Raw genomic sequence first — 20,222 nt, 5'->3', positions numbered from 1 at the left:
CACAGAACGGGTGACTGCCACCGTGAGCACAACAGATACGCCGCTAAACGCATCCCGGGCCTCCGGCGCCGGGTATGCCCGCAAGGCAAAGGCGTATCTCGCCCTCACCAAGCCCCGCGTGATCGAACTGCTCCTGGTGAGCACCCTGCCCACCATGATCTACGCCGAGCGGGGCTTTCCGCCCATCGGCCTGATCCTTGCCACCCTGGTGGGGGGCGCCTTCGCCGCCGGAAGTGCCGGGGCATTCAACTGCTACATCGACCGGGATATCGACAAGCTGATGCACCGCACCGAAAACCGGCCGCTTGTGACGGGCGAAGTCACGCCCCGCGAAGCGCTGGTCTTCTCGTGGCTGCTGGGCGCGGCGGCGATCGTGATCCTCTGGTTTGGTGCCAACCCGCTGTCAGCCTGGCTCGGCCTGGGCGCCATCTTCTTCTACGTGGTGGTCTACACCATGATCCTGAAGCGCCGTACCGCACAGAACATTGTGTGGGGCGGCGCGGCAGGGTGCTTCCCGGTCCTGATTGCCTGGGCTGCGGTGACCAATTCGGTGGAGTGGCCGGCGGTCATCCTCTTCATGGTGATCTTCCTGTGGACACCGCCGCACTACTGGCCGCTGTCCATGCGCTACGGCGAGGACTACCGCAACGCCAATGTCCCGATGCTCGGCGCCATCGCCGGCGCCAAGGTGGTTTCCGTCCAGGTTGTCCTCTATGCCTGGGCCATGGTCGCCTGCTCGCTGCTGATGATTCCCGCAGGCGGTGCCGGTTGGGTCTACACGGCCACCGCCGTCCTGGCGGGCGCATGGTTCCTTTATGAATCCCATGCCCTGTATGCGCGTGCGCAGCGGGAGGACATCCCCGACAAGCGGGCCATGAAGGTGTTCCACGGCTCCATCAGCTACCTGACCCTGCTCTTTATCGCCCTCGCCGTCGATCCCTTCATTGGCCGGGCGGTGGCAGGCGGCTAGCTGAAACGCCGCACCAACCTGTCGGCGGCCCCCACCTCACGGTGGGGGCCGCTTTTTGTTGTTGAGCCTTGTTGGGCGGCAAGCGTGGGGTAAGCCACTGATTCGTTGCCTTGGCGAACAATATGACATCTTTGTCATATCTGTCACGTTAACTGTCATTGAACATGACCAGCTGCTTACGGTGGACCGGACCCTTCCCGCAAGCAAAGGAAAGAGCCCATGGAAGCCCGTCCCACAGCCGTCCCCGCTCCCAGCCACAGCCCACCGGGTGGAAACTGGAATCCGCTCCGGAAAAAACCCGGCATCCCCGGGTTTGCCTCCCATCTCGGTGCCGACATTCCCGCTTCACTGGTGGTGTTCCTCGTCGCGCTCCCGCTCTCGCTTGGCATTGCGGCCGCATCCGGTGCCCCGATCATGGCGGGATTGATCGCCGCCGCCATCGGCGGCATCGTGGCCGGCAGCCTTGGCGGCTCGCCGCTTCAGGTGAGTGGTCCCGCCGCCGGGCTGACCGTCGTCGTGGCCGGCCTGGTGCAGGAGTTCGGCTGGCAGGTGACGTGCGCCATCACCGTTGCCGCCGGCGTCGTGCAGCTGCTGCTGGGCATCAGCCGTGTCGGCCGGGCAGCCCTGGCCGTTTCCCCCGTGGTGGTCAAAGCCATGCTCGCCGGCATCGGCGTCACCATCATCCTGCAGCAGCTGCACGTGCTGCTGGGATCGCGGCCCGCAGGCTCTGCGCTTGAGAACCTCGCAGGACTGCCCGCCGCCATTATCAACCTGGAACTGCATGCCGCCCTGCTGGGCCTGGCGGTCATCGTGATCCTGCTGTGTTGGCGGTTCCTTCCCGCCATTGTCCGCCGGGTGCCCGGCCCGCTGGCAGCAGTTGCCGCCGGTACCGCGTTGGCGGTCGCCTTTGCCCCGGGGGTGGAACGCATCTCCCTCGACGGTTCGATCTTCGACGCGATCGCCCTGCCGCAGCTTCCCGACGGAAACTGGCGGGCGTTCGCTTTCGCAGTCCTGACCATGGCCCTGATCGCGAGCATCGAATCCCTCCTTTCCGCGGTTGCAGTGGACAAAATGCACACCGGACCGCGAACCAACCTCAACAAGGAACTCGTCGGCCAAGGCGCCGCAAACATCGTCTCCGGATCACTGGGCGGCCTTCCCGTCACGGGTGTGATCGTCCGCAGCGCCACCAACGTGGAAGCCGGCGCGGCCACCCGCACGTCCGCCGTGCTGCATGGCATCTGGGTCCTCGCCTTCTCGGCGCTCTTCGCCGGACTGATCCAGCTCATCCCCCTGGCCGTCCTCGCCGGCCTGCTGGTGGTCATCGGTGCACGCCTGATCAAGGTGGCCGATATCCGCACCAGCCTGCGGACCGGTGACCTCCTGATCTACGCCGTGACCCTTGGCTGCGTCGTCTTCCTGAACCTGTTGGAGGGCGTCATGATCGGGCTCGCCCTGGCCGCCGCGTGCGTGCTGTGGCGGGTCCTGCGCGCCCCGATCCAGGCCCACCCGCCCGCCGCCGCGTCGTCGCCCTGGCGGGTGACCGTTGCCGGATCCTGCAGCTTCTTCGCCCTGCCGCGGCTGAACGGGACGCTGCAGTCAATCCCCGCCGCCGTGGACGTCGTGGTGGAGCTGAATGGGGACTACGTAGACCATTCGTTCCGCGAAGCCCTGCTGGCCTGGCAGGTCCAGCACCAGGCCACAGGCGGCACCGTGAACCTCGAAGAGCACGGGAACACCCTGTTCCGGGACGCGGCCCACCAATCGCCCCGCCGCGGAGAAGCCAGCGAGCTGCCGCTGCCACCCCGGAAGGAATCCCTGCTGCAGGGAATCAACAAGTATCACCGCCGGTTCGCGGACCAGGTGCGTCCCCTGGTGCACGACCTGGCCGAAGTGCAGAACCCGGACAGCCTGTTCGTGGCCTGCGTTGACTCGCGCGTCAACCCCAACCTGATCACCAGCAGTGGTCCGGGCGATCTGCTCACCCTGCGGAACATCGGCAACGTTGTGTGCAACCACGGCCAGGATTCCTCGATCGACTCGGCCCTGTCCTTCGCCGTCACGGGCCTGGGCGTGAAGTCGCTGGTAATCTGCGGGCATTCAAACTGTGGCGCCATGAAGGCGCTGATCGCCGAGGCGGACGGCGCGGACCACGCTTCCCTGGGCCCGGCGTTCGGGCGTTGGCTGGGGCACGCCCGGCAAAGCCATGCCGAACTGCTGGCGGGCCACCCGGTGGGGAGGCAGGCCGCCGCCGCCGGGTACAGCACGGTGGACCAGTTGGCGATGGTCAACGTCGCCGTGCAGCTGGGCAAGCTCCACAACCATCCGCACGCGGGGCCGGCCCTGGCCGGCGGGCAGGTCCAGGCAACCGGCCTGTTCTACGACATTGCCACCGCGCGGGTCCTCGAAGTGACGCCGGACGGCATAGCGGACCTCGACCCGGCGCTCGGGTCCAGGCTGCAGGACGGCGCCTTGGCGTCCGGTTAGTCCGGGCACCTGCGGCACGGCCTGCGAATAGAGGAAAGGCGCCCCGGTCCATAGACGGACCGGGGCGCCTTCTTCGTGGCGGTGCCTGAACCTACGTGGCTGTGCTCGAGCGGGCGAGATCCCAGGCGTTCGTCGATGCGGCCATCAGCAACGCGGCACCGAGCATATGGGCCGCCACCAGCAATGCGGGAATGCCGTTGTAGTACTGCGTGAACCCGATGACAGCCTGCAGGACCGTGACTCCGAGGAGGGCCAGCACGGCGGTCCGGAACGGGCCGGTGATCCGCCGGCGCACCACCAGGACGAGGGCCACCACCGTGCCGGCAGTCACCAGGTAGGCGGGTACGGCATGGATGTGCGACACAAGGTCCCAGTCGAGGTTGTTGCGGGGCGCATCGGCGTCACCGGCGTGCGGCCCGGCCCCGGTCACCACCACGCCAAGCATGACGGCCACGGCAGAGAAGAGGGCGACGGCGGCCGTCACCGGGCGCAGGACCGCGGGGAGCACAGCCGGCCGGGCCGCCAGGAAACGGCCGGTCCGGCCGAAAGCGCGGTTCACCAGCAAGGTGGAGAACACCACCAGGGCCATGGACACCAGGAAGTGCAGGCCCACCACCCATGGGTTGAGGTTGGTCAGCACGGTGATGCCGCCGATCACGGCCTGCGCCGGGATGCTGGCCAGCAGGCCCAGGGCCAGCAGGAAGAGGTCCTTGCGTTCCTTCCGCAGGTTCCACAGGTACACCAGCAACAGCACGGCAATCGCGGCCAGGACAAACGTCAGGAGCCTGTTCCCGAATTCGATGAAACCGTGAATGCCCATTTCCGGGGTGTTCACCAGCGAATCGGAAGTGCAGCGCGGCCACGTGGGGCAGCCAAGTCCGGACGCCGTCAGCCGGACGGCGCCGCCGGTGACCACCAGGAGTGTCTGGCCAATCAGCGACGCGACAGCGAGGCGGCGGACGCGGAAGTCCACGGTGCGGGGCAGCCGGGACGCCAGGCGGCTGGCGAGCTGGGGGAGGCGGGAAGCCGTGGTCACGATTTTCTCAATTCCACTTGAACCAACGGATGGCTGCGGCCCCGGCGATGACGGTCCAGAGCAGCAGGATGAGGGCGGCGCCGCCATTGACGGCCCCGCCCAGGAAAGCGGCGCGCATGGATTCGCCGAGCGCGCCGGAGGGCAGGAAGTGGATGACGGCCTGGGCTGCGGCGGGCAGCCGTTCGGCAGGGATGACGATGCCGCCCATGGCGCCCAGGAGGATCCACAGCAGGTTGGTGACGGCCAGGGTCGCTTCCGGCCGCACCGTTCCGGCCACCAGCAGCCCCAGCGACGTGAAGGCGGCGGCGCCAAGCGCCAGCAGTCCCAGGCCGGGAAGCCAGCCGGCCGCCGTCGGCTGCCAGCCCAGGGCCAGCGCCACGAGGCCCACCACAACCACCTGCAGGCAGAGGACGGCCAGGACGGAAAGGACCTTGCCGGCGATCAGGCCGCCACGGCCGAGCGGCGTGGTGGAAAGGAACCGCAGAACGCCGTACCGGCGGTCAAACCCGGTGGCGATGCCCTGGCCGGTGAAGGCGGTTGACATCGCGCAGAGGGCCAGGATGCCGGGGACCGCCACGTTCACGCGGCTGGAGCCCATGCCGTCCAGGAACGGGGTCACCGTCAGGCCAACCAGGGCAAGGAGCGGAAGCACCACTGCAAGGATCAGCTGTTCTCCGTTCCGGAGCATCGTCAGTGCCTCGTACTTGCCCTGCAGCAGCACACGGCGAAGCAGGGGAGCGGGCTGCTGGTGCTCCTGCAGTGCTGCGGCACTCATCGGATGTCCTTTCCCGAGATATCCAAAAAGACGTCTTCAAGGCTACGCGCCTGAAGGCTCATCGAGGCCGGCATGATGCCCTTCGCTTCCCACCACTGCGCCAGGGCGGCCAGATGGCGCGGTGTCAGGGTGCCGGTCACCGTGTAGCTCCCGGCGCGTACTTCGGAGACGTCGACGCCGGCGGGCAGCACGGCGGCCACGTCCAGGCCGGCCGGTGCCTCGAAGACCAGGGTCCGAACGTGTTCGGCGCCCGGGTCCGCCACCGGGCTGCGCTGCAGCAGTTCCTGGACCGTTCCCTCTGCCACGTTGCGGCCGCCGTCGATGATGTAGACGTAATCGGCAAGGCGCTGGGCATCGTCCATCAGGTGTGTCGTGAGGATGATGCCCATGCCGCCGTCGCGAAGTTCGGCAATCAGCTCGAACACCAGCTGGCGGGACTGGGGATCCAGGCCGGCGCTTGGCTCGTCGAGGAACAGTACTTCGGGACGGCCAATCAGGGCGGCGGCCAGGGCAAGGCGCTGCTTTTGGCCGCCGGACAGCCTGCGGACGCTGGTCCGGCTGAAGGTATCGATGCCCAGCCTGCCCACCAGGTCTTCAAGGGGCCAGGGGTCGGCGTAGAGGCCGGCGATGTGCCGCAGCAGCGGCAGTGGCCTTGCCGACGGCGGGAGCCCGCCATCCTGGAGCATGACGCCAACGCGGGCGCGGAGGCCGGACCCGGCCGCGGCCGGGTCCTGGCCCAGCAGCGAGATGCTGCCGCCGCTGCGTTTCTGCAGGCCTTGGGCGCATTCGAGGGTGGTTGTCTTGCCGGCACCGTTGGCGCCCAGCAACGCGGTCACTTCCCCCCGCTCGGCGATGAGTGAAACGCCGCTCACCACCCGAAGCATCTTTCCGTCCAGGTTGGACAGGGGGCCTACGTCCTTGATGAGCCCATTAATGGACAGGACAGGGGACTTGGGGGATCGCACCACAGTATTCTACGGGATGTAGTATTCAGTGCCGTCCTTGCTGCGGCTCCCGCGTCCGGCGCCGGGCGGCACTCCCGGGTGGCACGGGAAGCGCGCGGTCACATTCCGGCAGGACCCAAGGTCAGCCTGCCCTTACTGGAGTCGTGGACTAAATTACGACATGATTGTGTTGTGTATTCCATGACCAATGCTGCTGCTGTGCCCTTGGCGGGGCCGGCTCCCGTGGCTGATGCCGACGAGCGTACCCGTGACCGGGTGCTCGCTGCCGTCCTGGAACACGGACCCGTCAGCGCGGCCGAGCTCGGAGACATGCTGGGATTCACCCCGGCGGCTGTCCGCCGGCACCTGGACCACCTCTCCCGTGCAGGCGTCATCGAGGTCAAAAGGGTGGCGAAGCCCGGTGCGGGTGCAGGCCGTCCCGCCCGCCGCTACGTCCTGAGTTCACAGGGCCAATCGAGCCTGGGCAATGACTACCTGGACATTGCCGCCCTGGCCCTCCAGCAGCTGCAGAAGGTTGCCGGCCCGGACGCGGTGCGCGCCTTCGCGGAAGAACGATTCGCGGACATGGAGCGGCGCTACGCACCCGAAATCGAGGAAGCAGGCCCGGACATCCGGGACCGCGCCACGGCACTTTCGGCCGCTCTGAGCCGGGACAACTTCGTGGCTTCCGCCGCCGCCATCGAAGCGAAGGCGCCGCTGCCCGCCGCGCTGTCCAGCGTGCAGCTCTGCCAGGGGCACTGCCCCATCCAGCAGCTCGCCGCCCGCTTCCCCGTCTTCTGCGACGTCGAAACCGAAGTGTTCTCACGACTGGTCGGAGTGGACGTCCGCCGCCTGTCCACCCTGGCCCGCGGCGGCCACGTCTGCACCACCCACATTCCTACAGGCAGGCTGCCTGCCAAACCGGCCACCGTGCCGGCCGCAGCCCCCGCCGGCCTGGACGAAGTAATCAACCATCAGCAAGAAAGGCCGTGATGACGGACCAACTATCAGAGAAAGCAGTAGCCGAAAACACTGTGATCTCGGAGATTCTGGAAAAGAATCCCGAGCTGCACGGCATCGGCAACTACGAGTACGGCTGGGCTGACAAGAACGATGTCGGCGCCAATGCGCGCCGTGGGCTCAACGAAGAGGTTGTCCGGGACATTTCGGCTAAGAAGAGCGAGCCGGAATGGATGCTTGACCTGCGCCTCAAGGGCCTGAAGTACTTCGACCGCAAGCCCATGCCCACCTGGGGCGCGGACCTGTCCGGCATCGACTTCGACAACATCAAGTACTTCGTACGGTCCACCGAGAAGCAGGCTGCCACCTGGGATGACCTGCCCGAAGACATCAAGAACACCTACGACAAGCTGGGCATCCCCGAGGCCGAAAAGCAGCGCCTTGTTTCCGGTGTCGCCGCCCAGTACGAGTCCGAGGTTGTCTACCACCAGCTGCGTGAGGACCTTGAACGGCAGGGTGTCATCTTCCTGGACACCGATACTGCCCTGAAAGAGCACCCGGAGATCTTCCAGGAGTACTTCGGCACGGTTATCCCGGTGGGCGACAACAAGTTCGCCTCGCTGAACACCGCCGTCTGGTCCGGCGGCTCCTTCGTGTACGTGCCCAAGGGCGTCCACGTGGAGATCCCGCTGCAGGCCTACTTCCGCATCAACACGGAAAACATGGGCCAGTTCGAGCGCACGCTGATCATTGCCGACGAGGACTCCTACGTCCACTACATCGAAGGCTGCACCGCGCCGATCTACACCTCGGACTCGCTGCACTCCGCCGTGGTGGAAATCATCGTCAAGAAGGGCGCCCGCGTCCGCTACACCACCATCCAGAACTGGTCGAACAACGTCTACAACCTGGTGACCAAGCGCGCCATCTGCGAAGCCGGCGCCACCATGGAATGGATCGATGGCAACATCGGCTCCAAGGTCACCATGAAGTACCCGGCCGTCTACCTGGTGGGCGAACACGCCAAGGGCGAAACCCTGTCCATCGCGTTTGCGGGCGAAGGCCAGCACCAGGACACCGGTTCGAAGATGGTCCACATCGCGCCGAACACCAAGAGCTCCATCATCTCCAAGTCCGTTGCCCGTGGCGGCGGCCGCGCCGCCTACCGCGGCCTGGTACAGGTCCGGGAAGGCGCCAAGCACTCGGCCAACACCGTGCGCTGCGACGCGCTCCTGGTGGACACCATCTCCCGGTCTGACACCTACCCGTACATCGACATCCGCGAGGACGATGTCCAGCTGGGACACGAGGCCACAGTCTCCCGCGTCAGCGAGGAGCAGCTGTTCTACCTCATGTCCCGCGGCATGCCCGAGGACGAGGCCATGGCCATGATCGTGCGCGGCTTCATTGAGCCGATCGCCCGTGAACTGCCCATGGAATACGCCCTTGAGCTGAACCGCCTCATCGAACTCCAGATGGAAGGATCCGTCGGTTAATGACTGCCGAAGCTACTACTGAAAAGGCGCGCATCGGCGCACCGTCGATCGCCGGTTTCACCGAGGAGGGCGAACACCTGGTTGCCTCCAAGGTGGACCGCCACCACAGCCATGGCGTACAGGTCATGGCCTCCCGCGCCGAGCGCCTCACCAGCCACAAAGTGGCCGATTTCGCGCTGCCGAACGGCCGCGAAGAGGAGTGGCGCTTCACTCCGGTGCGCGAACTGGCGAACCTGCTTTCCGACACGGCCGCGGAAGCCGGCGCCCTGGGCGTCTCCGTCGAAGCGCCCGAGGCTGTCCGCCAGGGAACCCTGCGGGCCGGTGAGGCCCCCCGCGGTGCCACCCTGGTCCCGGCCGACCGGGCCGCCGTCGTCGGCTCCGCCAACTCGGAAGAGGCCCAGTTCATCTCGATCCCGGCCAACACCGAACTGGACGCCCCGGTCCGGCTCGTCCTGACCGGCAACGGGGCGGGACTGCGCACCAACTCCCACCATGTGATCGAAGCCGGGGTGAACAGCCGTGCGGTGGTGATCATCGAACACGACGGCTCGGCCGACCACAACGGCAACGTGGAGATCCTGGTCCGCGAAGGCGCCCACCTCACTGTCGTTTCACTGCAGCTGTGGGGCGACGACGCCAAGCACCTGGCCCAGCACGACGCCGAGGTCGCCAAGGATGCGGTCTACAAGCACATTGCCGTCTCCCTCGGCGGCAAGATCGTGCGGATGAACTCCAACGTCCGCTTCGCCGGTGAAGGCGCCGAGGCCGAGCTCCTGGGCCTCTACTTCGCCGACGCGGGCCAGCACCTCGAGCACCGCTCCTTCGTGGACCACAACGTGGCCAACTGCAAGTCCAACGTCCTGTACAAGGGCGCGCTGCAGGGCAAGGGTGCGCACACGGTCTGGGTTGGCGACGTCCTCATCCAGAAGCAGGCCGAAGGCACCGACTCCTACGAAAAGAACCAGAACCTGGTCCTGACCGAGGGCTGCCGCGCGGACTCCGTTCCGAACCTCGAGATCGAAACCGGCCTGATCGAAGGCGCCGGCCACGCAAGTGCCACCGGCCGCTTCGACGACGAGCACTTGTTCTACCTGATGGCGCGCGGCATCCCCGAGGATGTTGCCCGCCGGCTGGTGGTGCGCGGCTTCCTGAACGAGATCATCCAGCAGATCAAGGTTCCGGCCCTCGAAGAGCGCCTGACCGAGGCTGTGGAACGCGAACTCACCGCAATCGACTACTAGGACGGACGGGCACGAACGCATGAACGGGACTCCCAAGGGCGAGCTGGTGTGCAGCGCCAATGACATCAAGGTCAAGCAGGCGCTGCGCATCCTGGTGGACGGCTATCCTGTGGCAGTCGTCAGGGACTCGATGGGCGACATCCACGCCATCGGCGACACCTGCTCGCACGCGGACATCTCACTGTCCGAGGGCGACGTGGAAGGCTGCGCCATCGAGTGCTGGGGGCACGGCTCCCAGTTCGACCTGCGCAGCGGCCAGCCCCTCCAGCTCCCCGCCTACGATCCCGTGCCCGTCTTTGCCGTCGAACTCGATGGCGACGACGTCTACGTGGACGTCACCAACGTTTTGAACGGCGCGGCAGTAAACAACTACTGAGCGCCCGCAGCACCGGACTTACGAACGAAGAAGAAAGAAGAGCATGTCAACTCTTGAGATCAAGGACCTGCACGTCAGCATTGACACGGAGCAGGGCACCAAGGAGATCCTGAAAGGCGTCAGCCTGACCATCAGGACCGGCGAAACGCACGCCATCATGGGCCCCAACGGCTCCGGCAAGTCCACGCTGGCATCCACCATCGCCGGCCACCCCCGCTACACCGTGACCAGCGGCACCATCACGCTGGATGGCGAAGACGTCCTGGCCATGAGCGTCGACGAGCGCGCCCGCGCCGGTGTCTTCCTGGCCATGCAGTACCCGGTCGAGGTTCCCGGTGTCACCATGACCAACTTCCTCCGCACCGCCAAGACCGCCATTGACGGCCAGGCGCCGGCCCTGCGCACCTGGACCAAGGACGTCAAGGCCGCGATGGAGAAGCTGCGGATCGACGCCGACTTCGCCCAGCGCAACGTCAACGAAGGCTTCTCCGGCGGCGAGAAGAAGCGCGTGGAGATCCTGCAGCTCGAGCTCTTCAAACCCAAGTTCGCCGTCCTCGACGAGACTGACTCCGGCCTGGACGTCGATGCCCTCAAGATCGTCTCGGAGGGCGTCAACCGCGCCCACGCCGAAGGCAACATGGGCACCCTGCTGATCACTCACTACACGCGCATCCTGCGCTACATCAAGCCTGACTTCGTCCACGTGTTCGTGGACGGCCAGGTCGTCGAGGAAGGCGGCCCCGAACTGGCCGACCGCCTCGAGGAAGAGGGCTACGACCGTTACGCCACGGGCGCCGGTGCAGCCACCATCGCGGCTGCTGCCGCAGCACAGGCCTAGTAAGGACTTGTCATGACCGAAATCAAGCCGGGCCGAACGGCCCTGGAGGACGTCGAAGAGGCGCTCAAGGACGTCATCGACCCTGAGCTTGGCGTCAACGTGGTGGACCTGGGTCTGCTGTACGGCCTCAAGTACTCCGACGACGACGGCGCCCTGCTGATCGACATGACGCTCACTACTGCTGCCTGCCCGCTCACCGATGTTCTCGAGGAGCAGGTGGGACAGGCCCTGGACGGCGTTGTGGACGACTGGCGCCTGAACTGGGTATGGATGCCGCCCTGGGGTCCCGAGCGGATCACCGACGACGGCAAGGACCAGATGCGGGCCCTCGGCTTCAACATCTGAATAAGTACGACGACGGCGGGCCACCTTCCCCTGGGAAGGTGGCCCGCCGTCGTCGTCCCCACCGGCCCTCTACGCCCCTCGGTAGCGTAGGGCCAGGCGTGGGCCCGGTTAAAGGGTGGCGGCGCTGAAGGTGTCGCACTGCTTGATGTCCCCGGACTGGTAGCCGCGGGCAAACCAGCGCTGGCGTTCCTCGCTGGACCCGTGCGTCCAGCCCTCCGGGGAGACGCGCCCCGTGGCCGCCTTCTGGATCCGGTCGTCACCCACGGACGCGGCCGCCGAGAGGGCATCGTTGACATCCTGCTGGGTGAGCGGTTCCAGGTAGGGCTGGCCGGTGGCCGGGTCCGGAGTGCTGGAGGCATACTTGGCCCACAATCCTGCGTAGCAGTCAGCCTGAAGCTCGGTCCGCACGGAACCGGATTCGGGTCCCTGGGGGTCCTGCTGGGCCCGCCCCAGGTCGCCCAGCAGGTTTTGGATGTGGTGGCCAAACTCGTGGGCCACCACATATTCCTGCGCCAGCGGGCCGCCGGAGGAGCCAAACCGGTCCACGAGTTCCTGGAAGAACCCTGGGTCGAAGTACGCGGTGGTATCGGTGGGGCAGTAGAACGGACCCACCTCCGAGGTGGCGGCCCCGCAGGCGGTATTGGTGCCGCCGCTGAAGATCACTGCTTCGGGGCGGGGATACTGCACGTTGTACTTCTTAAGGTAGCCGGGCCAAAAGGCGTTGAGGCTGTTGACCGTACCGGTGATCCGGCAGTCGAGGCGGGCATCCGCGTCCGCACCGGTGGTGCAGGACGGTGCGGTGCCCTGGGATTGTCCGGCAGTCCCGCCGTCGGTCAACCCGCCAAGGAGGTTGGGGTTGATGCCCAAGAGCAGCGCAATGAGCAGCACCAATCCGCCGCCAATCCCGCCCCCAACCTTGACCCCGGTGCCCATGCCCCGCCGGTCCTGGACCTGGGACGGATCCAGCTGCGCGTTGTCGTTGAAACTCATAACGTCACAATACCCGCGGCCCGGAGGCTCAATCCGTGCCTGCCGGTAAAGTTGGTCCGTGCCTTTCCTGAACAAGATCCAGCGCTGGGCGGAGCAGCGGCCGCACCACACCGCCGTCGTGGTCGCCGGGCGCCGGCTGGACTGGGCGGAGCTGCGGGACGCTGCCGCAGAGCTGGTGGCGGAGACAAAGTCGGTGACCACCCTCTGCGAGGCCAATTCGGTGGATTTCGCGGTGAGGTTCGCTGCGGCGGTCGCCGGCACCCGGCAGTGCGCGGTCCTCGACCCCTCCTGGCCCGCCTCCCTGCAGGAGGACATTGTCCGCCGGGTTGAGGCGTGCGCGGTTCCTGCCCAGGTGGACCCGGACGACGCCCTGGCCGACGGGCCGCCGGACACCGGATTCCTCATTGGCCTTACCTCGGGAACCACTTCGGTGCCCAAGGCTTTTACCCGCTCCCGGCACTCGTGGCAGCAGTCTTTTGACGCGTCCATCGAGTTCTTCGGCTTGCGCCAGGATGATGTGACCCTCGCGCCCGGCCCGCTGGCGGCCAGCCTGAACCTGTATGCCCTGGCCGAATGCCTTTATGCCGGCTCCGAGTTCCAAACGCTGGAGTCGTTCGACGTCGGCGACGTCCATGCGGCTATTACGCACGACCGGGTAACCCGGCTGGTGCTGGTGCCCACCATGCTGCGGATGCTCAGTGAACGCGGCATGACCGGATGCGTTGACGCATCGGGGATCCGGACCATCATCTGTGCCGGTTCCAAACTCGATGCCAGGACCCTTGAAGCCGCGCGGCGCTGGGCGCCCAACGCGACGATCTACGAGTACTACGGTGCGTCCGAGCTCAGCTTCGTCTCCGGACTCGGACTGGCGGCCGGTCAGGCCGGCACGCCGGGTGGGACCGGCATTGGCCGGCCTTTTCCCGGCGTCGAGGTCAGCATCCGGGATGACGCCGGCGCCGGGGTGCCGGAGGGCAGTTACGGCAATATCTGCGTGCGCAGCGGCATGGTCAGCAACGGCTATTTGTGGGGGGACGACGGCGAGGCCCTGCGCTCGTTCGGGAGCTGGTTCACGGTGGGGGACCAGGGCTATCTGGCGGACGGGGAGCTGCACATCCTGGGCCGGCGTGCGGACATGATCCTTACCGCCGGGCGGAATGTCTACCCGCATGAGGTTGAACTGGCGTTGGCCGCCGTTCCAGGGGTGGCCGCAGCGGTGGCTGCCGGCATGCCGGACGACCTGCGCGGGCAGCGTGTGGTGGCCGGCGTGGTCCCGTCCCAGGGCGGAATCACCGCCACCCAGCTGCGGGCCGGGCTGGAGGAGATCCTGGCCAGGGACAAACGGCCGCTGCAGTACTACGTCCTGCCCGAACTCCCCACCACGGACCGCGGCAAGGTCAGCCGCAGCCTGCTGCTGGAATGGATCAACGCCAGGGACCCGCGGGTGCGCAGCCTTGGTGGCTGAGGATCTCCCGGCGGAGCGGCAGCCGGTCATCATCGCCGCCCTCCGGACACCGGTCTGCCGGATCAACGGACCTTTGCGGGCCCTGCGCTCCCATGAACTCCTGGCCCCGGTCTTGCGGGAGCTGGTCGGCCAGGCCGCCCTGGAGCCGTCCGCCGTTGACGACGTCGTCATCGGCAATGCTGTGGGGGGCGGCGGAAACGTGGCCCGTCTTGCCCTCCTGGAAGCCGGGCTGCCGGTCACCGTTCCGGGGCTCACCGTGGACCGGCAGTGCGGATCCGGCCTGGACGCCATCGTCCTCGCCGCACGGCTGGTGGCCGGCGGCGGCAACCAGGTGTACCTTGCCGGCGGAGTGGAAAGCACCAGCACGGCGCCGTTGCGGGCGCACCGGAACGACGACGGCGGTCCGGAGTTCTACCATCGCGCCCAGTTTGTGCCGCACAGCTTCGGCGATCCGGACATGGGCGTGGCCGCCGAGACGGTGGCGCAGGAATATGGTGTCGGCCGCGACCGGCAGGATGCGTTTGCGCTGGCCAGCCACCGGAAAGCCCTTGCAGCAGGGCGGGACGGGACCTTTGAGGGCGAAATCGTGGCCCTGCCCACCCCGGGAGGCACCGTCGCCACCGATGACGGACCGCGGGCCGGCCTCACCCCGGCAATCATGGCGCGGTTCCCTGCCGCCTTCGTCGCCGGGGGCACGGTCACCGCCGGGAACTCGTGCTTCGACGCGGACGCAGCGTCCGCCGTCGTCATGACCTCGCTGCAACGTGCACGCGAACTGGGCGCCCGGGACGCGCTGCTGGTGCGCGGTACCCACACCGCCGGGGTTGCTCCGGGGGTGCTGGGGATCGGTGCCGCGAGCGCGGCCCGGCAGGTGCTGGCCGGGGCCGGTGTCGCGGCCGGGGACCTGGACCTCGTGGAATTCAACGAAGCGTTCGCCTCGCAAACGCTCGCATGCCTCGATGAGCTGGGGATCGATCCGGCGGGGGTGAACCTGGATGGCGGTGCTTTGGCCCTGGGGCACGCCTACGGGGCCTCTGGGGCCGTCCTGGTGACCCGGCTGTTCGCACAGGCACGGAAATCGGGCGTCGATGGCACCTTGGCGATGGCGATGATCAGCATGGCGGGCGGCATGGGAACGGCCGCGCTCCTGGAGTACCGGCGCCTGGGCTGCTGAGCCGGGTTTTAGCGTGCCCCGTCAGTCCTCGGCCTCGCCCAGGCCGCGGGCGGCGAGGGCTTCCCCGGTTTGCCGTGCGTAGGCCACGGAGGTGATGAACACCGGCAGGACCAGGGCCCGCGGATTGCGTTCCAGGCCCCTTGCCCGCGCGGAGTCCCGTACGTCAGCGAATGTTCCCGCGATGTACGGAATGCTGCGGAGCATGATGCCGATGGTCAGCGCGAAACGCTCAGGGTCGGCACCGAACCTTTCGAAGGGGCGTGCCAGCCGGACGACGCCGTCAAGCAGCTGCTGCACCGGAGTGGTGGCGGTGAGCAGGGACGCAGCAACGACGCACACCAGGATGTTCAGCACAATCCTTGCGCCGGTGGGTGCGCCCAGCTGCCACGCCTGGAAGAGTCCCACCACCAGGAGCACGGGGACCAGCGGCCGGACAGCCCCCCAAAGCCTCTTCCCTCCGGCGCCTGCCCCCAGGAAGAGTCCGCCAAGAACTGCCAGGACCGCAGCAGAGACGCCCCAGTCCACGATGACGAAGGATGCCAGGCCGCACCCAACCACGAGAAGGAACTTCAGCGCCAGCGGTGACCGGTGGAGGAACGACGTCCCCGGCACGTAATTGGCCAGGAGGAATCCGTGGCCCCTCATGGCGTGTCCGTTGCGGTGTTGATCCTGTTGAGCCCGTCCATGCACCAGGAACGGTAGGCCGCCACGGCGTCGGCCGGGGCGCCATCGAAGGCCACGCGCCCCTGTTCGATAACCAGCACCCGGTCCATTTCCAGGGCAAGGTCCAGGTCGTGGGTGGACATGATGATCTGCTGGTCCAGGCCCGCCAGGGTCCTCCGGAGCAGCTCGCGGTTGCGCAGGTCCAGCAGTGTTGACGGTTCGTCCAGGACCAGGACCTTGGGGTCAATGGCCAGGACGGCGGCGAGGGCCATCAGCTGCCGTTCGCCGCCGGAGAGTTCGTAGATGCTTTGGTCTGCCAGCGTCAGGAGGCCGAGCCGCGCCAGGGCAGCCTCGGCCCGGCTGCGCCGCTCGGCTCCGTTCTTCACCGAGCGGCGCAGTGACAGCTCCACGTCCTCCCGGCCGGTGGGCATCACCAGCTGGGAGAGAGGGTCGGTGAAGACGAAACCGACGTTCCGCCTGACTTTCCGCACGGCACGTTCTGTGTCGTCGCCGTCGACCGCCACCGTGCCCGTGGTGGGCTGGACCAGCCCGTTGACCAGCCGCAGCAGCGTGGACTTGCCGGAGCCGTTGGCGCCGATGACGCCCACCCGTGGTTCGTCCAGCCGGAGGTTGACGTCATCAAGGAGGACCTTGGGCTGCGGGGAATCCTCTTGTTGGACCGCAACCGTTACCTTGTCGAATGTCACGGTGGGCATGGCTTGCAGTCCTACGCCGTTGCAGGGGTGGCGGCCTGCCGCCGTACCCGGCGGACCAGGACATCGGGGAAGGCGCGGTGCAGCGCGACGGCGATGGCCGCCGCAAGGATGTTCTTGATGACGTCGCCGGGGTAGAAGACAAGGTCGCCCACGAAGGCCTGTTCCAGGGTTGCCTTCGAGTTCAGGGCGATGCCCAAAATGCCCAGGGTGTGGACCACCACAACGCTGGTGGCCGTGGCGGCGAGGAAGAACCAAAGCGCGCGGGCCTTGCTGGTGCGTTTGATGATGATGGTGGCCAGCCAGCCCACCACTCCCGCCGCGATGGGGAAAGCGATGATGTAGCCGGCTGAGGGGCCGGCAAGGATGCCCAGGCCGCTGCGGCCCTGGCTGAAGATGGGCAGGCCGGCGAGCCCCAGGAGGGTGTAGAGCCCGACGGCGGCAAGTCCGCGGGCAGGACCGAGCACCAGGCCGGTGAGCATCACGGCGAGGGTCTGGAAGGTAATGGGGACGCCAAAACCGTTCAGGGCCAACCCCGGCACGAGTGCTGCGCCGGCGACGAGGGCGGCGAAGACGGCAATAAGCCCCAGGTCGGTGCCGTTCCAGCGGCGGCGTCCTGTCGGTTGGCTGTTCGGTGTAGTGGTGCGGGTGTTGCTCATGGCGGTCCTGTCGGGGTTGTACAAGCGGAATCTAATGTACCGCCGACGTTACCGGGGTGGAACGGTGCCTATTTTGTAGGGGGTCTACTACGCCGGGTGCGGGCTGCGTTGGGCTGGGCACAAATTGGCTCCTAGGTTGCCTTCCGACGGCGGGGTGCGGCTGAGCGCGGCGGAGCTGCGCGGAGGTGCGCGGATGCCCGGCCGAGGATGCGCGCGAGGTCGTCAACGTCGCTGTCTGACAGGGCCGCGAACAGCAAGCTCCGCACGGCGTTGATATGGCCGGGGAACACGGCCCCGAGTACGGTGCGGCCGGCGTCGGTGAGTGTCAGGACGGTGCTGCGTTCGTCCTCGGGGGAGGGGGAGCGGGAGACGAGGCCGCGCTGTTCGAGCGATTGCGCCTGGTAGGTCAGCCCGCTGCGGCTGTAGACAACGCCGTCGGCGAGGTCCGTCATGCGCAGCTGCCCGTCCGGGGCGTCTCCGAGGCGGGCCAGGAGCTGGAACTGGACGTAGCTGAGGTCACCGGCATCGCGGAGCTGTTTCTCCACTGCGTGGCGGAGCAGGCTGCTGACCTCCGTGAACGCGAAATACGCCCCGAGCTGGGTGGGGGTCAGGTTCGAGGGTGCTTCGTCCATGGTTCCATCCTAGGGGTTGATTCGAGTTCGAAGCAATGCTACCTTCATTCCATTGCTTCAAATTCGAAGCATCAACTGAAAGGGACAATCATGAAGGCAGTGCAGTTTCACGAGGTAGGCGGCCCCGAGGTGCTTCAGCTCACGGAGATCGAGCAGCCGGTGCCGGCCGCAGGAGAGGTCCGGCTGCGTGTAGCCGCGTCCGCCTTCAATGCGGCCGATAACGGAATGCGGGCGGGATTCCTGCCGATCCCGGTGGTGCTGCCGCACGTTCCCGGCTATGACGTATCCGGCATCGTCGATGCGGTAGGCAAAGGCGTCGAGGGTATTTCGGCAGGCGATCCGGTCATCGGGTTCCTGCCCATGGAACAGGACGGCGGCGCCGCGGACTACGTCATTGCCCCCGCCGATGCGGTCGTGGCCGCCCCGGCGACCATTCCACTGGCTGATGCAGCGGCGCTGCCTTCAGTGGCATTGACGGCCTGGCAAGCCCTCGTTGACGAGGGGCAGCTGGAGGCGGGGCAGCGGCTGCTCATTGTCGGGGCGGGCGGTGTGGTGGGCAAATACGCCATCCAACTCGCGAAGCGCGCCGGCGTGCACGTGGTGGCAACCGCAAGTCCACGCAGTATCGACGCTGTCCGCGCGGCAGGCGCGGATGAGGTCATCGACCATACGGCCGTCGACCTGCTCGGCGCCGTCGACGGGCAGGTGGATGTGCTGCTCAACCTGGCTCCGATCGAGCCGGAGCGATTTGCCGCGCTGGTGGCCCTGGTGCGCGATGGCGGCGCGGTGGTCAGCACCACGGCATTCATGCAGACGCCGGGCGACGAGACGCGTGGTGTGCGTGCTGCCACCGTCTACGTCCGTCCCAACCGCGAACGCCTCTCAGAGTTGGTATCCCTGGTCGACGCCGGGCAACTCACCGTCGAAGTCACCCGACGCATTACGCTCGCGGAACTGCCTGCCCTCCACGCGGAGGCGAGCGTTGGCCGCGTGCCCGGCAAGGTCATTGTCCTGGCGGGCTGACCTGCTGCCCGAACGTCGGTTTCGGGGATGGCGAACGCTTCCGGCATTCTGGCTTTGCATTGGTGGGCAGGCAAGCAGGCGTTGTAGCCGCCTTACATCGGAGAGAGGATGAACGCACCAGCTGAAATTCTCGGACAAGGACCCGACGATGCCCGAACTCCTCATCGACTTCATCACCTCGCTCGACGGCTACGCGGCTGCGGACGGCTGGCCGGGCTGGTGGGGACTTGAAGGGCCCGAATACCTGGCATGGCTCGGAGATACCCCCGAAGTCGACTACACCGTGCTGATGGGGGCAACGACGTACCGCGTCATGTCAGGCCTCTCCGCTGCCGGCGAACCCGGTACCGAACCTCTGGCCGGTCTGTCGACGATCGTGTTCTCGAAGACATTGCGCGAACCCCTCGCGTGGGCGAACGCTCAACTCGTCGCGCGGGACGCCGTTGAGGCCGTGCGAGAGATGAAGGCAGCCGGGACGACGTCAATGCGCACGATAGGCAGCCTCACGCTGTGCCGGTCGCTACTGAAGGCAGGTCTCGTGGACCGCTTCCGCGTGGTCATCTTCCCCGTCATCACCGGGAGCACCGGCCGAGAGAGGATCTACGACGGGTACCCCGACGTCGCCCTCGACATGATCGGCAGCCGGACCTTCGATGGACGCATCCAGCTGGTCGAATACGTCCCGACCGTGCTGCCAGGGCCCACGGGTTCGTAGATGGTCTGAACGGGACCAGTATTAGCTGAAGCTGAGATCAGATGGATGCTCATCAGTGTCAGTTCGCCTGCAGGGAAGATCCCGCGCAACGCCGGGCCGCGGCGGATCACTCACTCGGCCGGATCGGCGTCCGGTTTCATCCAAAACGGCGAGTAGTGGTAACCGTCAGGATCGTCGAACTGGCGCTGGTACATGAAGGGGTAGTCGTCGGTATCACCGATCCGCCCGCCGGCGGCACCGGCGCGCTCGACGAGCTCATCGACCGCCTCACGGCTCCCGACATCAAACGAGACAGTGACCTTTGACGGCGTATCGGGTCCGCCTACCAGCTCCTCGGCGCCGCCGACGCTCGCATACATCCCGCGGCTGCCGAGCATGACGAACTGCTCTGGTGCGATCGCGAAACATGACACGTTCTGATTGGACATTTCCGGTTGGAGAGTCCAGCCCAGTGCTGTGTAGAAAGCGGTGGCGCGTTCAACGCTGTCAACCGGGCAGGTGATGAAGAGGCTCATGCGGCTCATAGTTGCAAGATGCAAGTATGAGGTCAAGATCCCAGCGGCGGTCCGCAACTGGGCTGGGCGCCGCCGCGTTGCCGAGGCGTCCCGCCCGGGTCCGCTGTGGCTTCGCCACTGACTTCCAGCCGGACAATCGCTCGATCACTGGACGTCCCCAACCCAGCCGAATACTGGTTACGCCGGTTTAAGGACTGTCACACGA

21 protein-coding genes are annotated in these 20,222 nt (G+C 66.8%); 12 read left to right on the top strand and 9 right to left on the bottom strand.

What is annotated here, in order from left to right:
- Positions 1–10: 10 nt before the first annotated feature.
- On the top strand, positions 11–970 hold the full coding sequence (locus tag DC347_RS05050) for a heme o synthase (protein WP_018761268.1): 960 nt from the start codon (positions 11–13) through the stop codon (positions 968–970).
- 219 nt (positions 971–1,189) lie between these two features.
- The gene (locus DC347_RS05045) at positions 1,190–3,457 is read left to right on the top strand and encodes a bifunctional SulP family inorganic anion transporter/carbonic anhydrase (RefSeq protein ID WP_109044627.1); all 2,268 of its coding nucleotides are present in this window, start codon (positions 1,190–1,192) and stop codon (positions 3,455–3,457) included.
- A gap of 91 nt (positions 3,458–3,548) precedes the next feature.
- Here the strand turns inward: DC347_RS05045 and DC347_RS05040 are convergent, their stop codons facing one another.
- The 3 genes from DC347_RS05040 to DC347_RS05030 are packed head-to-tail and all read right to left on the bottom strand — an operon-like array spanning position 3,549 to position 6,233.
- Positions 3,549–4,493: a heme A synthase gene (locus DC347_RS05040; RefSeq protein WP_109044626.1), complete on the bottom strand. Its 945-nt coding sequence runs from the start codon at positions 4,491–4,493 to the stop codon at positions 3,549–3,551.
- Positions 4,494–4,500: 7 nt separating this feature from the next.
- A complete protein-coding gene (locus DC347_RS05035) occupies positions 4,501–5,268 on the bottom strand; it encodes an ABC transporter permease (protein WP_109044625.1) in 768 nt (255 codons plus the stop codon).
- On the bottom strand, positions 5,265–6,233 hold the full coding sequence (locus DC347_RS05030; protein ID WP_109044704.1) for an ABC transporter ATP-binding protein: 969 nt from the start codon (positions 6,231–6,233) through the stop codon (positions 5,265–5,267). Before DC347_RS05030 ends, DC347_RS05035 begins: the two co-directional genes overlap by 4 nt.
- A gap of 78 nt (positions 6,234–6,311) precedes the next feature.
- Here DC347_RS05030 and DC347_RS05025 point away from each other — a divergent pair, with 78 nt between their 5' ends.
- From DC347_RS05025 to DC347_RS05000, 6 genes are read left to right on the top strand one after another with little or no spacing between them, the layout of a single operon-like run.
- Entirely contained in the window at positions 6,312–7,205 is an 894-nt protein-coding gene (locus DC347_RS05025; protein WP_347876401.1) for a crosslink repair DNA glycosylase YcaQ family protein, read from the top strand.
- The gene (sufB, locus tag DC347_RS05020) at positions 7,205–8,668 is read left to right on the top strand and encodes a Fe-S cluster assembly protein SufB (RefSeq protein WP_018761274.1); all 1,464 of its coding nucleotides are present in this window, start codon (positions 7,205–7,207) and stop codon (positions 8,666–8,668) included. Before DC347_RS05025 ends, sufB begins: the two co-directional genes overlap by 1 nt.
- On the top strand, positions 8,668–9,909 hold the full coding sequence (gene sufD / locus DC347_RS05015; RefSeq protein WP_109044624.1) for a Fe-S cluster assembly protein SufD: 1,242 nt from the start codon (positions 8,668–8,670) through the stop codon (positions 9,907–9,909). The genes sufB and sufD overlap by 1 nt, the downstream gene beginning before the upstream one ends.
- Before the next feature lie 19 nt (positions 9,910–9,928).
- Complete coding sequence (locus tag DC347_RS05010) at positions 9,929–10,285, top strand: non-heme iron oxygenase ferredoxin subunit (protein WP_018761276.1); 357 nt, start codon at positions 9,929–9,931, stop codon at positions 10,283–10,285.
- A 43-nt stretch (positions 10,286–10,328) separates the two neighbouring features.
- Positions 10,329–11,123 (top strand): Fe-S cluster assembly ATPase SufC, encoded by a 795-nt coding sequence (sufC, locus tag DC347_RS05005; RefSeq protein ID WP_109044623.1) that lies wholly within the window; start codon positions 10,329–10,331, stop codon positions 11,121–11,123.
- Between the two features lie 12 nt (positions 11,124–11,135).
- Positions 11,136–11,468: a metal-sulfur cluster assembly factor gene (locus tag DC347_RS05000; protein WP_018761278.1), complete on the top strand. Its 333-nt coding sequence runs from the start codon at positions 11,136–11,138 to the stop codon at positions 11,466–11,468.
- A 108-nt stretch (positions 11,469–11,576) separates the two neighbouring features.
- Here the strand turns inward: DC347_RS05000 and DC347_RS04995 are convergent, their stop codons facing one another.
- The gene (locus DC347_RS04995) at positions 11,577–12,458 is read right to left on the bottom strand and encodes a neutral zinc metallopeptidase (protein ID WP_109044622.1); all 882 of its coding nucleotides are present in this window, start codon (positions 12,456–12,458) and stop codon (positions 11,577–11,579) included.
- 58 nt (positions 12,459–12,516) lie between these two features.
- Here DC347_RS04995 and DC347_RS04990 point away from each other — a divergent pair, with 58 nt between their 5' ends.
- Positions 12,517–13,923 carry a class I adenylate-forming enzyme family protein gene (locus DC347_RS04990; RefSeq protein WP_109044621.1) on the top strand — a complete coding sequence of 469 codons (1,407 nt, stop codon included), beginning with the start codon at positions 12,517–12,519 and terminating at the stop codon, positions 13,921–13,923.
- Positions 13,913–15,097: a thiolase family protein gene (locus tag DC347_RS04985; protein ID WP_109044620.1), complete on the top strand. Its 1,185-nt coding sequence runs from the start codon at positions 13,913–13,915 to the stop codon at positions 15,095–15,097. Before DC347_RS04990 ends, DC347_RS04985 begins: the two co-directional genes overlap by 11 nt.
- 21 nt (positions 15,098–15,118) lie before the next feature.
- Here DC347_RS04985 and DC347_RS04980 read toward each other — a convergent pair whose 3' ends face one another.
- From DC347_RS04980 to DC347_RS04965, 4 genes are all read right to left on the bottom strand, one after another.
- The gene (locus tag DC347_RS04980) at positions 15,119–15,742 is read right to left on the bottom strand and encodes an energy-coupling factor transporter transmembrane protein EcfT (protein ID WP_018761282.1); all 624 of its coding nucleotides are present in this window, start codon (positions 15,740–15,742) and stop codon (positions 15,119–15,121) included.
- Positions 15,739–16,476, bottom strand: coding sequence for an energy-coupling factor ABC transporter ATP-binding protein (locus tag DC347_RS04975; protein WP_109044619.1), 738 nt, complete (start codon positions 16,474–16,476; stop codon positions 15,739–15,741). Before DC347_RS04975 ends, DC347_RS04980 begins: the two co-directional genes overlap by 4 nt.
- Before the next feature lie 11 nt (positions 16,477–16,487).
- Positions 16,488–17,132, bottom strand: coding sequence for a biotin transporter BioY (locus DC347_RS04970; protein ID WP_109044618.1), 645 nt, complete (start codon positions 17,130–17,132; stop codon positions 16,488–16,490).
- 131 nt (positions 17,133–17,263) lie between these two features.
- Complete coding sequence (locus tag DC347_RS04965) at positions 17,264–17,764, bottom strand: MarR family winged helix-turn-helix transcriptional regulator (protein WP_109044617.1); 501 nt, start codon at positions 17,762–17,764, stop codon at positions 17,264–17,266.
- A gap of 90 nt (positions 17,765–17,854) precedes the next feature.
- On the opposite strand from DC347_RS04965, the gene DC347_RS04960 reads away from it, so the two are divergent.
- Positions 17,855–18,787 carry an NADP-dependent oxidoreductase gene (locus DC347_RS04960; protein ID WP_109044616.1) on the top strand — a complete coding sequence of 311 codons (933 nt, stop codon included), beginning with the start codon at positions 17,855–17,857 and terminating at the stop codon, positions 18,785–18,787.
- A gap of 148 nt (positions 18,788–18,935) precedes the next feature.
- On the top strand, positions 18,936–19,502 hold the full coding sequence (locus DC347_RS04955) for a dihydrofolate reductase family protein (RefSeq protein ID WP_109044615.1): 567 nt from the start codon (positions 18,936–18,938) through the stop codon (positions 19,500–19,502).
- A gap of 110 nt (positions 19,503–19,612) precedes the next feature.
- On the opposite strand, the gene DC347_RS04950 is transcribed toward DC347_RS04955, so the two are convergent.
- On the bottom strand, positions 19,613–20,017 hold the full coding sequence (locus DC347_RS04950; RefSeq protein ID WP_109044614.1) for a VOC family protein: 405 nt from the start codon (positions 20,015–20,017) through the stop codon (positions 19,613–19,615).
- Between the last annotated feature and the right edge of the window lie 205 nt (positions 20,018–20,222).

Source organism: Pseudarthrobacter sp. AG30 (assembly GCF_003116525.1).
GTDB lineage: Bacteria > Actinomycetota > Actinomycetes > Actinomycetales > Micrococcaceae > Arthrobacter.
The sequence above is the reverse complement of the archived record's forward strand: the minus strand, read 5'-3'. Positions and strand labels throughout refer to the sequence as shown.